The sequence below is a fragment of the Microbaculum mangrovi genome (assembly GCF_051390635.1).
GTDB lineage: Bacteria > Pseudomonadota > Alphaproteobacteria > Rhizobiales > Tepidamorphaceae > Microbaculum.
The window spans coordinates 140,234-152,554 of sequence record NZ_JBPODT010000001.1; the positions used below are offsets into that span (position 1 = coordinate 140,234).

The 12,321-nt window shown below is 65.7% G+C and carries 13 protein-coding genes and 1 pseudogene; 7 read left to right on the top strand and 7 right to left on the bottom strand.

Annotated elements, in window-relative coordinates; all coding sequences use genetic code 11:
- Positions 1-59 precede the first annotated feature (59 nt).
- The 7 genes and pseudogenes from ACSF9G_RS00690 (at position 60) to ACSF9G_RS00720 (ending at position 6,108) form a co-directional block, all read left to right on the top strand.
- Entirely contained in the window at positions 60-296 is a 237-nt protein-coding gene (locus ACSF9G_RS00690) for a hypothetical protein (RefSeq protein ID WP_436637141.1), read from the top strand.
- Positions 293-1,516, top strand: a complete 1,224-nt coding sequence (locus tag ACSF9G_RS00695; protein WP_436637143.1) for a site-specific integrase — start codon at positions 293-295, stop codon at positions 1,514-1,516. Before ACSF9G_RS00690 ends, ACSF9G_RS00695 begins: the two co-directional genes overlap by 4 nt.
- A 65-nt stretch (positions 1,517-1,581) precedes the next feature.
- A pseudogene (locus ACSF9G_RS00700) lies at positions 1,582-1,896 on the top strand (JAB domain-containing protein); the annotation flags it as partial.
- Positions 1,897-2,056: 160 nt separating this feature from the next.
- Complete coding sequence (locus ACSF9G_RS00705) at positions 2,057-3,481, top strand: circularly permuted type 2 ATP-grasp protein (protein WP_436637145.1); 1,425 nt, start codon at positions 2,057-2,059, stop codon at positions 3,479-3,481.
- 39 nt (positions 3,482-3,520) lie between these two features.
- Positions 3,521-4,462 carry an alpha-E domain-containing protein gene (locus ACSF9G_RS00710; RefSeq protein ID WP_436637147.1) on the top strand — a complete coding sequence of 314 codons (942 nt, stop codon included), beginning with the start codon at positions 3,521-3,523 and terminating at the stop codon, positions 4,460-4,462.
- A 17-nt stretch (positions 4,463-4,479) separates the two neighbouring features.
- Positions 4,480-5,298, top strand: coding sequence for a transglutaminase family protein (locus ACSF9G_RS00715; RefSeq protein ID WP_436637149.1), 819 nt, complete (start codon positions 4,480-4,482; stop codon positions 5,296-5,298).
- Between the two features lie 66 nt (positions 5,299-5,364).
- Complete coding sequence (locus tag ACSF9G_RS00720; protein WP_436637151.1) at positions 5,365-6,108, top strand: proteasome-type protease; 744 nt, start codon at positions 5,365-5,367, stop codon at positions 6,106-6,108.
- Between the two features lie 12 nt (positions 6,109-6,120).
- On the opposite strand, the gene ACSF9G_RS00725 is transcribed toward ACSF9G_RS00720, so the two are convergent.
- From ACSF9G_RS00725 to ACSF9G_RS00755, 7 genes are all read right to left on the bottom strand, one after another.
- Positions 6,121-7,074 (bottom strand): DMT family transporter, encoded by a 954-nt coding sequence (locus tag ACSF9G_RS00725; RefSeq protein ID WP_436637153.1) that lies wholly within the window; start codon positions 7,072-7,074, stop codon positions 6,121-6,123.
- Between the two features lie 146 nt (positions 7,075-7,220).
- The gene (locus ACSF9G_RS00730; protein ID WP_436637155.1) at positions 7,221-7,490 is read right to left on the bottom strand and encodes an usg protein; all 270 of its coding nucleotides are present in this window, start codon (positions 7,488-7,490) and stop codon (positions 7,221-7,223) included.
- Positions 7,491-7,640: 150 nt separating this feature from the next.
- Positions 7,641-9,260 (bottom strand): NTP transferase domain-containing protein, encoded by a 1,620-nt coding sequence (locus ACSF9G_RS00735; RefSeq protein ID WP_436637157.1) that lies wholly within the window; start codon positions 9,258-9,260, stop codon positions 7,641-7,643.
- A gap of 2 nt (positions 9,261-9,262) precedes the next feature.
- Complete coding sequence (locus ACSF9G_RS00740) at positions 9,263-9,946, bottom strand: XdhC family protein (protein WP_436637159.1); 684 nt, start codon at positions 9,944-9,946, stop codon at positions 9,263-9,265.
- 7 nt (positions 9,947-9,953) lie between these two features.
- On the bottom strand, positions 9,954-10,583 hold the full coding sequence (locus ACSF9G_RS00745) for a LysE family translocator (RefSeq protein ID WP_436637161.1): 630 nt from the start codon (positions 10,581-10,583) through the stop codon (positions 9,954-9,956).
- A gap of 2 nt (positions 10,584-10,585) precedes the next feature.
- Complete coding sequence (locus ACSF9G_RS00750; RefSeq protein ID WP_436637163.1) at positions 10,586-10,921, bottom strand: XdhC family protein; 336 nt, start codon at positions 10,919-10,921, stop codon at positions 10,586-10,588.
- A 148-nt stretch (positions 10,922-11,069) separates the two neighbouring features.
- Entirely contained in the window at positions 11,070-12,320 is a 1,251-nt protein-coding gene (locus tag ACSF9G_RS00755) for a vWA domain-containing protein (RefSeq protein WP_436637165.1), read from the bottom strand.
- Position 12,321 lies beyond the last annotated feature (1 nt).

The following is a 12,321-nucleotide window of genomic DNA, read 5'->3' on the forward strand; positions in this document are numbered from 1 at the left end:
CTCTCCGAAACATTTCTGCGCCGGTCGAAATTTGCGCATGGAACGCTCCGGCGGGTCAGATGAATACGCTCTATCTGTCCGAATCCGAGATCGCGAAGCGTATTCTCAGCTCCGCAAAGGTCAAAGAATGGCCCGAAATCGCCGCCGTTCTTGAAAGAGATGGGCTTCCTCGTATCGATCCGATCCTCGGCGGCAGATATTGGCCAGCCGTAAAAGCTTTTTTCGACAGGCGTCACGGACTAACAAAGAGGTTTGTGCCCGCTAATGCTGATGGCGAGGAGGACTGGCGCGCATGAAACCTACTCGTCCCGAAGGCGCTCCAGGATACAAAGCGAAACCAAATCACGACGGCACCTATCGCGAGTATTGGGCCGCGCGATCCGATTTGGCCAAGCGCGGATACTTGCCGAAGGTCGTTCGGCTCCACTATCCTGACACGGTAGACGGCAGAAAAAACCTCGCAGCGAGGTGCCGTATCTTACAAGCCGAAATGCTCGCCTGGGCAGCGAATGACGGCGCCCACGGCGTAACCGCATACGACGGCACCCTGACAAGTCTCTCCCGCCTGTTTCAGACCGACGAAGACTCGCCATTCAACTCGTCGATGAAGTGGAACACGCGCGATAACGTCACTAAGAACCTCGCGATCATCGAGCGCACCGTCGGCGCCCGCCAGATTGGCAAACTGCTCGGGCCGGACTTTAAACGGTGGCACCACAACTGGGGCGCTCCGGTACGGGAAGGCGCCGCCCCTCGCCCGTGGCGAGCGAAGCACCTGATGAACACCGCGCGACAGATCATCGCCTACGGGGTGACGCTCGGCCACGATGACTGCATCCGGGCCGACACAATCCTATCGAAGATGCGATTCCCGACACCTCCGGCTCGGCGCTCGCGAATGACCGCAGATCATGTAAACGCGATCAGGGAGGCGGCGCACGACATGGGGCTCGGCTCGATCGCACTAGCCACGGTACTGCAGTTCGAACTCGCCTTTCGGCAAAAGGACGTAATCGGCGAATGGGAGCCGGCAGCCGATGCCGAGGGCGGAATCATCCATCGTGGCACTCGCTGGACCAACGGACTGACATGGGCCGAGATTGGTGCAGATACAGTAGTGCGGAAGGAGCATGTGAAGACGGGGGCATATGTCGAGCATGACCTGACGCTCTACCCAGCGGTGATCGAAGAAATCGCCCTGGTGCCGAAGGAGAAGCGCATCGGGCCGATGATCATCTCTGAGAAGACTGGCGAGCCCTACAAGCACAGGAAGTTCACGGAGACGTGGCGCCGCGTCGCCGATGCCGCCGGTATCCCTCGCACTGTCTGGAACATGGACGCCCGCGCCGGTGCGATCTCCGAGGCTTACGAAGCCGGCGCCGTCGAGACCGACGTAATGAAATCGGCCGGCCACAAGAATCGGCAATCCAGTGCCCGCTACAACCGAGGCGTTCTCGAACAGACCCGCCGCGTCGCCGAACTGCGACAGCTGAAACGAAACCGGAACCCCGAATGAGGGACGCGTGAGGGACGTTTGGGGGACGCAGAATGCAAGACATTGATAAAACAGAGGAAATCATAGAAAGTGAACAGGTCCGCATCCTGTTCCTCGACAAGCGCAATCAGCTCATCTCCGACGAGCTTCAGCAGACCGGCACGGTCGACCACACGCCGGTCTATCCGCGCGAGGTGATAAAGCGGGCACTCGAATTGTCGGCGACCGCGATCATCCTCGTCCACAACCATCCCAGCGGCGATCCGACGCCTTCGCGCGCCGACATCGAGATGACCAGGACAATCATCGACATCGCCCAGCCGCTCGGCGTCAGCGTGCACGATCACGTCATCGTCGGCCGCGACGGCCACGCCAGCCTGCGCGGCCTCAAGCTGATCTGAAGCCTTTTTGCGCGGAAATTCGGCAGTGGGATCTCGTTGTGCCCCATTGTTGACCAAGAACGGCCGAAGGTTGTCCGGGATCGCCCCGCCAAACCGGCATGGGCATTGCGGGAACCATTCTCGGCGGTCATAGTTATGCGATTACGGACCAGGGGAGGACATGGGTTCGAAATCCTTTGACGAAATGCACGGTTTGGAGGGTGAGGGTTGCCGCGCGCCGTACCAGCAGCTCGCCAAGTGGCTCGCCGAAGCGCCCGACGACCTGATCGAGCAGCGCCGCGCGGAAGCCGAACTGCTGTTCCGCCGCATCGGCATCACCTTCGCCGTCTACGGCGAGGCCCGCGCCGAAGAGCGCATCATTCCCTTCGACGTGGTTCCCCGGATCATCACAAGCGACGAATGGAACCGGCTCGCCTACGGGTTGGAACAGCGGGTGAAGGCGATCAATGCCTTCCTGGCCGACATATATACCCGCCAGGAGATCCTCAAGGCCGGCATATTGCCGCCGGAGCTGATCTTCGCCAATCCGGCGTTCCGGCCGGAAATGATGGGCCACAAGGTCCGCGGCAACATCTATGTGCCGATCGCCGGCATCGATATCGTCCGCGTCGACCCTGACACCTTCTACGTCCTCGAGGACAATGCCCGCACGCCTTCGGGCGTGTCCTACATGCTCGAGGACCGCGAAGTCATGCTGATGCTGTTTCCGGAGCTGTACGCCCGCTACCACGTGCGGCCCGTCGAGAACTATCCCGACGAGCTCCTGGCGACGCTGCAGTCGATCGCTCCGGAAAGCGCCCCCAAGGAGCCGACCATCGCGCTGCTCACGCCGGGGGCCTACAACAGCGCCTACTACGAGCACTCCTTCCTCGCCGACAAGCTCGGCGTCGAGCTGGTCGAGGGCCGCGACCTGGTGGTGCAGAACAACGTCGTCTACATGCGCACCACCGAAGGGCTGCAGCGCGTCGACGTCATCTACCGCAGGGTCGACGACGATTTCCTCGACCCCCTCACCTTCCGCCCCGATTCCGCGCTCGGCGTGGCCGGCCTGATGTCGGTCTACGAGGCCGGCAACGTCTCGCTTGCCAACGCCGTCGGCACCGGCATCGCCGACGACAAGGCGATCTACAGCTACATGCCGGAGATCCTGAAGTTCTATCTGGGCGAGGAACCGGTCCTGAAGAACGTGCCGACCTGGCGCTGCCGCGAGCCGGACGCGCTGGCCTACGTGCTCGATCACCTGCCCGAGCTCGTGGTCAAGGAAGTCCACGGCTCCGGCGGCTACGGCATGCTGGTCGGTCCGGCGTCGGACAAGAAGACCATCGAGGCGTTCGCCGCCAAGCTGAAGGCGGAGCCGGACAATTTCATCGCCCAGCCGACGCTCGCCCTGTCGACCTGCCCGACCTGGGTGGACGAAGGATTGGCGCCGCGGCACGTCGATCTGCGCCCCTTCGTCCTGTCGGGCACCGATCAGGTGCGGATCGTACCCGGCGGCCTGACGCGCGTCGCGCTGCGCGAGGGCTCGCTGGTGGTCAATTCGAGCCAAGGCGGCGGCACCAAGGACACGTGGGTGGTCAATGTCTGAGGCGAGAGGACGTGCGTACGCGCCGGGGGGACAGTCACAGTGCTGAGCCGTACCGCCGATAATCTGTTCTGGATGTCACGCTACGTCGAACGCGCCGAGAGTATCGCCCGCATCCTGCACGCGGCGTCCCGGATGGCCGCGGTGCCGATCGCCGAGGGCACGGAATCCAACGAATGGCAGTCCGCGCTGGCCGCCGCCGCCTGCGACCGCGCCTTCGCCGCGACCGGGCAGGAAGCGACACCGGAGAACGTGTTCGAGTATCTGGCGTTTGCCGAAGACAACCCGTCATCCATCCGCAACTGCCTGCGCATGGCGCGCACCAACGCCCGCGCCGTGCGCACCGCGCTGACGACGGATACCTGGGAAGCCATCAACTCGGCCTGGCTGGAGCTGCACCGCTACCGCACCGACGACGTGTCGCCGTCGGGGCTGAACCGCTTCATCGCCTGGGTCAAGGAGACCTCGCTGCGCGTCGACGGCGCGGCCTATCGCACCATGCTGCGCCACGACGCCTACTGGTTCTCGCGGCTCGGCGTCTATCTGGAACGCGCCGACAACACCGCGCGCATCCTCGACGTGAAGTATCACGTGCTGTTGCCGCCATCGGAGCATGTCGGCGGCGGCCTCGACTTCTTCCAATGGTCGACGATCCTGCGCTCGGTCTCGGCGCTGACCGCCTATCACTGGGTCTATCGGGACAAGTTGCAGCCCTGGCTGATCGCCGATCTGTTGATCCTGCGCGAGGAGATGCCGCGCTCGCTGGCAAGCTGCTATGCCAACCTGACCATGTTCCTCGACGAACTCGCGCGCGACTACGGCCGCCAGGGCGAGAGCCAGCGCCATGCCCGCCGGATCTGCGCGCAGCTCCGGAACGCCCGCACCGACGACATCTTCCAGGGCGGCCTGCACGAGTTCCTGACCGAATTCATCACGGAAAACAACAGGCTCGGCGCGCTGATCGCCGATCAATACCTCATCTGAACGGGACAGAGGCACGCATGCGCATCCAGGTGCGGCACGACACGGTTTACGCCTACGCCACGCCGCCGAAATACGTCATCCAGAAGCTGCGGCTGTCGCCGCGCAGCCACGAGGGCCAGCACGTGCGCCGCTGGCGCATCGAGGTCGACAAGGACTGCCGCCTGATCGAGACGGCGGACGCCTTCGGCAACGTCGTCCACTCCTTCACCCTGCACGACCACTTCGAGGAGCTGACGATCAGCGTCGAGGGCGAGGTGGAGACCGAGGAGACCGCCGGAGTCGTCCGTGGCGCTGTCGAGCGGCTGCCGCTGGCGCTCTATCTGCGCGAGACCGACCTGACCGAGCCGAACGAGGCCATCGCGGACTACGCGCGCAAGTTCCGGCGCGACGACAGCGAGCGGCTGACGGGGCTGCACGACATGCTGACCGACCTGCACGACCACATCCGCTACGACGCCGGCCGCACCGACAGTGGCACCGCGGCGTCCGACGCCTTCGAGCTCGGTCATGGCGTCTGCCAGGATTTCGCGCATATCTTCATCGCCGCCGCGCGCACCCTCGCCATTCCCGCCCGCTACGTCGGCGGCTATCTGGTCCAGACCGACGGCACGGTCTCCAGCGACGCCGGCCATGCCTGGGCCGAGGCCCATGTGCCCGATCTCGGCTGGGTCGGCTTCGATCCCTCCAACGGCGTCTGCGTCACCGAAGGCTATGTCCGGGTGGCCATCGGCCTCGATTATCTCGGGGCGGCCCCGGTACGCGGCGCCCAGGCCGGCGGCCAGACGGAATCGCTGGCCGTCAACGTCCACACTGCGGACATGGCAGTCCAGCAGTGAAGTCACTGTTTTTTCGCCGAGCGGACTGCCATATATGCACCACTGTGTCGTCTGGCAGCGATTCCCATGACCTATTGCGTCGGCATCCTCGTTGACGAGGGCGTGGTGATGATCGCCGACACCCGCACCAACGCGGGCGTCGACAACATCGCCACCTACAAGAAACTGCATGTTTTCGAGAAACCGGGCGACCGCGTCATCGCCCTCGCCTCCGCTGGCAACCTGGCGGCGAGCCAGGCTGTCGTAAGCCTGGTTACCGAGGGGATCGAGGACGCCGAGACCGGCGCCATGGTGACGATCTGGACCCAGCCGAGCATGTTCAAGGCCGCCCAGTTCGTCGGCCGCGCCATCCGAGAGGTCTACAACGCCGACGGCAGGTCGCTGGAACAACAGCAGGCGAGCTTCGATGTCACCTTCCTCGTCGGCGGCCAGATCGCCGGCGGTCGGCTGCGCCTGTTCATGGTCTACGCGGCCGGCAACTTCATCGAAGCGACCGCCGATACGCCCTATCTCCAGATCGGCGAGCACAAGTACGGCAAGCCGATCCTCGACAGGGCGATCGGCCACGAGACCGATCTCTACGACGCCCTGAAGCTCGGCCTCGTCTCGATGGACTCGACCATGCGCTCCAATCTCAGCGTCGGCATGCCGCTCGATCTCATGGTCTATCGCCGTGATGCGCTGAAGTCCGAGCTCATCCACCGCGTCGATGTCGGCGATCCCTATTTCCACGACCTTCAGGACCGCTGGTCGAGCGCGCTGCAGGCTGCGCACAAGGCCATTCCGAGGCCGCCTTACGGCCGCGACTGACCCGGACCGGGCCTATGGGCGCCGCAGGCGTTTTCCCCGGAGCGACGGCAGCACCAGCACGACGAACAGGCCGGCGACGACCAGCGCCAGCGCGCCGATTTCGGCCGGCCCCACCGTCTCGCCGAGCCACAGCGAGCCGACGATCACGCCGATAACCGGGACGACCAGGGTCGAGATCGAGGCGATCGAGGCCGGCAAACGCTTGACGATGGTGAACCACAACAGGTGAGCCGTTACCATTCCGCCAAACACCACGAGCGCGAGCGCGAACCAGCCCTCGCCGCTCATCCGCCAATCGAAGTCATCCACGATGGCGGCAGCGACAATGAGCGGCAGCGAAGCGAGCCCGAGCTGCCAGGCGGCCAGTACCGTCGTCGCCATCCCCATGTCACGCCATTTCAAGAGCACCACGCCAATCCCCCAGGAAATCGCCGCGCACAGAACCAGTCCGACACCGACCGGCGCGTCTCCGAAGGTGACGAGATCCGGACCGACCAGCACCGCGAGCCCTGCGAAGCCGAGGCCCAGGCCGACGATCTTCGTAGCGGTAATGCGCTCGCCAAGGATCACGGCTGCGGCGATAACCGACCACAGCGGCATGGTGTAGCCGATAATGATCGCCCGGCCCGCCGGCAGGTACAGTAGCCCGTAGGCGGTAAAGACGTTCCAGCCGAGACTGTTGAAGGTGCCCAGGACGGCGAGCCAGCGCAGCTGCGGCCAGGTGACGGCCAGCGACCGCCCTCGCAAAGTCGCAAGCGCGGCGACGCCCAGGCCGCCGGCGATCAGGCACAGCGCCCGGAAGGTCAGCACCGGCATTTCGGTCAGAACGACCTTGATCGCCGGAAAGACGGAGCCCCAGACCAGCGCCAGCACGCCGAGCAGGACGAAAGTCGACAGCGGGATGGCGTGGGAATTCGCGTCCACCGGCTGGCCGGACGTATCTCCGCCATCGCCACGCGTACTCATTGGCCGCGAGCCGCGGCAATCGAAACTGGCATCAAGAAACCGCCCCCGGACCGCGCAGAAGTCCCATATCCTCTATAGCGGTGCGAAAGCCCGGCGGACAGCCCGCGTCGGCGGCAGATGATTTTGGCCCGTCTGTTTCTGGCCGCCTAATGCAGCCGGAATATCCCCTTCGCGCCACGCCATCCGTTCGGTCCGACCAGCCTGTTATGGGCGATCGTCACCGAATGGACGGGCCCCTCGATCTCGCGATCCCAGAATTCGAGGAATTTGAACAGTTCGGGGAAGTCGGGGGCCAAATCGTAGTGTTGCCAGAGAAACTCTTGCAGCAGCGTCGGGTGGTCGGGAAGACGATAGACGATATTGGCCGTCGTCAGACCGTAGCCTTTGACCTGCGCCTCGAACTGGATATCGACCATTGGCGTCTCCATGGTGGCTATTGACGCAAACAGTCTCCCTGCCTATCGGCCCCCATTCAAGAGATGAAATCCTAATATTCCTTTAAAATCAGTATTTTAGCAGCATGCCCTTGAGAGTGCTGCCAAATTCGCGCCGCAAGTGATTCAGTCCTAGGCAGTCTGCCCGTTCCGAATGCGCGCCAATGCCTCCGGCGTGTCCACGTCGGTCAGCACGGCATCGCCCGCGATTTCGATTTCGGCGACGAGCTCGGCGTTCTCGCCGATCAGGTGGCGCGCGCCGACATCGCCGCGAATCGCGGTCAGCGCCGGGAAGAAGCGCCGTCCCCACAAGACCGGGTTGCCGCGCTTGCCCTGCACCGTGGGAACGACGACGGCGCTGCCGTCCGCCGGCGCGAAGGCGTCGACCAGACGATCGATCACGCTCGCGTCTACCGCGGGCATGTCGCCGAGACAGACCACGGCCCCGTCGACGTCCGCGGGCAGAGCCTCGATGCCCGTCTTCAGCGAGGTCGAAAGCCCATCGGCGTAGTCCGGATTGTTGACGAAGGTGACGTCGAGCCCGGCAAGCGCTGCCTCGACCTGGTCCGGCTGATGGCCGGTGACGACGATCACCGGCCGGGCCGAGGAGGCCAGTACGGCGTCCGCGGCGATCCGCACCATCGGCTTGCCGCGGATCTGCTCGGTGAGCTTGTTCGGCCCGCCCATCCGCCGGGACTGGCCCGCGGCCAGCAGGATCGCGGCGACCTTCGGGGTTTGCGTCTCGACCTCCTGACCCGCGCGCGGCTGCGGCCGGCTCTCGATCTCCATCAGCAGCCCCCCGACCCCCATGCCCGTGATGTCGTCGCGGCTGACCGGAATACCGGCGAGCAGGCGCTGCAGCACCCAGTCGAAACCGTTCTCGCGCGGACTGCGGGCACAGCCCGGCGCCCCGACCACCGCCGTTCCGGCTATGTCCGCGATCAACAGCAGGTTGCCAGGATCGACCGGCATGCCGAAATCGTGGATCGTGCCGCCGGCGGCCTCGATGCCGGCCGGAACGACGTCGCCGCGATCGACGATCGCCGACGCACCGAAGACCAGCAGCAGATTGGCGCCCCGGCCCTTCAGGTCGGCCAGCGCCGCGGCGACGGCCGCGGGCTCGTGCGGCACGCGGAGCTCCTCCAGCAGCACCGCTCCCGCCGGCGCGACGCGTTCGGCCAGCACCCGCGCCGTCTTCTTCAGCATCTTCTCCGAAGTGCCGGACAGAACCGTCGAAACGACGCCGACCGTCGTCGGCTTGTAGGGCGCGACCGAGAAAAGCCCGCGCGGCGGAACGGTCCTAAGCGCCTTTTCGACGGACCCGCCCGGGACGGCGAACGGTATGATCTTCACCGTCGCGATCATCGTTCCGTCCACCACCGGGGCGAAGGCGTCGAGCGTCGCGACCGTGATGGCCTCGTCGATACGGTTGAACGCGTCGATCGCGGCGCGGTCGACGGTCAATATGCCGGGTTTCTGCGAAAACAGATTGGCACGACCGGTGAAGGCCCGGTCGACGCGGACATTGACCCCGGCAACCGCCTCGGCCAGCCGTGCGGCCGCCTCGTCCTCGTGCACGTCGCCGGCCTCCAGACAGGCGGCGACCACCTCGGACAGGCCGGCGGCCCGCAGCGCCTCGATGTGCCCGGCCGAGAGGACGGTACCCTTCTTAATCGTTCCCGAGCCGGTCCGCTGGGAGTGCGCGAGGATCGCGCCTTCGGCGTCCGAAAGCCCCAATGGGCCGAACAGCATGTCTACCCCTCCCCGAGCCGGAGCGCGGCGGTGATCTGCGCCATGATCGACACGGCGATCTCCGCCGGGCTCTGGGCACCGATGGCCAGCCCGATCGGCGCGTGAATGCGCGCGATGTCGGTGTCCGCGATCCCGGCGCCGGTCAGCCGTTCGACCCGGCGGGCATGGGTCTTCTTGCTGCCGAGCGCACCGATATAGAAGCAGCCCTTCTCCAGCGCGTGCAGGAGGCCGGGATCGTCGATCTTCGGATCATGGGTCAGCGCGCAAAAGGCCGTCCAGCGGTCGACGCCCACGTCCGGCAACGCCGCGTCCGGCCATTCCGCCACCAGATCGACCTGCGGAAATCGCTCCATGGTGGCGAACGCCGTGCGCGGATCGACGATGGTGACGTCGTAGCCCAGCATGCCGGCCATCGGCGCCAGCACCTGGCTGATATGGACGGCGCCGATCAGCACGAGCTTGGCCGGCGGCACCAGCACGTTCGCAAAACCGCCGCCTTCTTCCTGCTTCAGCGGCCGCGACCGGCCGGCGCGGATCAGGTCGCGATAGAGATCGGCGCGGTCGGATCCGGCGATATCGTCCTCGCGGACGAGCCGTTGTTCGCCCGTCTCCGTGTCGGTGATCAGGATCACCGCCCTGCGCGCGGTGCGGTCGGCGTTCAGCTGTGCGAGAAGGTCGAGTTTCATGAAGCCCTCAACTCCGTTCCATCGCGAGCCGGGCCCCGAGCCCGATCAGGATCGTTCCGCCGATCGCCTGGGCGACGCGCTGCGCACGCCGGCTTGCCTTGAGGCGGGCCATTGCCACCGACGACAGCGCGATGACGACCATATCGGCGGAGGAAAAGGCGAAGTTGACGATCGTTCCGAGGACCAGAAGCTGCGCCCAGACGGGCAGGCCCGCGGCCGGATCGACGAACTGCGGCAGGAAGGCCACGAAGAACACCGCGGTCTTCGGATTGAGGATCTCGACCAGCATGCTGTCGGCGAAGGCCCGGCGCGGCGAGCGCGCGGTGATCATGACAGCCGGGTTCTCGCCCTTTGCGCCGCGGATCATCGCGATGCCGAGCCAGACGAGATACAGCGCGCCGGCAAGCTTCAGCCCGAGATAGAGCTCGGGCACCAGCTTCATCAACGCCGCCAGTCCGAAAACCGCTGCCAGAACATGGACATAACAGCCGACATGGATACCCAGCGCGGCCTTCAGGCCGCCCCGCTTTCCCCGGGCCAGCGTCTGCGCGGCGGTATAGAGCATCGCCGGACCGGGCATGTAGGCGAAGATGGCTGTCGCCAGCGCAAAGGCGATCAGCAACTCGGTCGAAGGCATGATCAGTCGACCTTTTCGACGAAGACCTTGATCCGCCCGCCGCAGGACAGGCCGACCCGCCAGGCAGTCTCGTCGGCGACGCCGAATTCAAGGATCCTGGGCTCGCCGCCTCCGATCACGTCGACGGCTTCGGCGATCACCGCGCCTTCGACGCAGCCGCCCGACACCGAACCTTCGAAATTGCCGTCGGCATCGATCACCAGATGGCTGCCTGCGGGACGCGGCGCCGAACCCCAGGTCTCGACCACGGTGGCAAGCGCCACGTCGCGGCCGGCCTTGCGCCACGCCTCGGCGATGGCAAGCGGATCGTCGAGCGGATTGATGGTGAGTTCGCTCATGGGGACCTCCTGACGCGACACGCGCGGAAATGCCGTGGCGGCATGAACATGAAATAGGGCCCTGCCGGTCGGGCTGACAGGTCGAGCACGGTTCCATCCGGCCGTGCCGCCCTTCGCCCCTCACGAACAGCGCAGCGACGAAGGCACGTCACGCCGCCTCTCCCCTGAGCCAGCGCATCGGATCGGCCCCACCCGGCCGGCGCGCGTCGAGCGCGCGCACGAGATCGGCCATCGCACCGAGATTGTGGATCGTGCGGAATTCGTCGACATGCGGCAGCATGGTGACGATGCCGGCCGCCTTCGCCTCGAAGCCGTCGTAGCGCAACAGCGGATTGAGCCAGATCAGCCGCCGGCAGGACCGGTGCAGCCGGTCCATCTCGAAGTCCAGTTCCTCACGCCCGTCGCGTTCTAGCCCGTCGGTCACAAGCAGCACCACCGCGCCCTGCCCCAGCACCCGGCGCGACCAGTCGCGGTTGAACGCGTGCAGGCAGGTGGCGATGCGCGTGCCGCCGGCCCAGTCCTGGACGATGTCGGAGCAGCGCTCCAGCGCCTCGTCTGGATCGCGCGCCTTGAGCTGGCGGGTGATGTTGGTGAGCCGCGTGCCGAACACGAAGCTGTGCACCCGCCCGCGCGCCTCCGTCAGCGCGTGCAGGAAATGCAGGAACATCCGGCTGTACTGCGTCATCGACCCGGAAATGTCGCAGATCGCAACCAGCGGCGGATGCTTCCGCGACGGCGCCAGGCGCTTCAGGTCGATCATGCCGTGCGAGCCGCCACGGATGCTGGAACGCAACGAGCGGCGCAGATCGATCTGCCGTCCACGCGACGACGGCTCCAGCCGCCGCGTCTTCACCTTGTCGAACGGCAGCATCATGCGGGCGATCATCTGCCGCGCCTGTGCAATCTCGGCGGCCGACATCTGCTCGAAATCCTTGCGCTGCAGGATCTCCTGGCTCGACAGCGTCAACTTGGCGTCGATTTCCCGCTTCGGCTTCGGCATCTCCGGCTTCTGCTCGTTCTTCAGAAGCGCCTCGGCGACGCGGGATCGCACTTCCTCGGCGTCCTCGCGCGGCACCGGCGGCGACGGCGGCAGCAGCTGCGACATCAGCCGTTCGAGCAGCGCGCGCTTGCGCCAGTACAGCCGGAACGCCTGGTCGAACAGGTCGTGATCCTCGTGCCGCTTCACCAGCACCGAGTGCAGCACCCAGTAGAAATCGGCTTTCTCGCCGATGCCGGCGGTCTCCACCGCCCGGATGGCGTCGACCACGCTGCCCGGCCCGACGCGCATCCCGGCAGTCCTCAGAGCCCGGGCGAAATGGACGATGTTGTCGGCAAGGCGGCCTTCGAAGGCTTCGGCCTCTGCCGCCGGAACGGATGTCGTATCGGGGCGGTCCGTCATC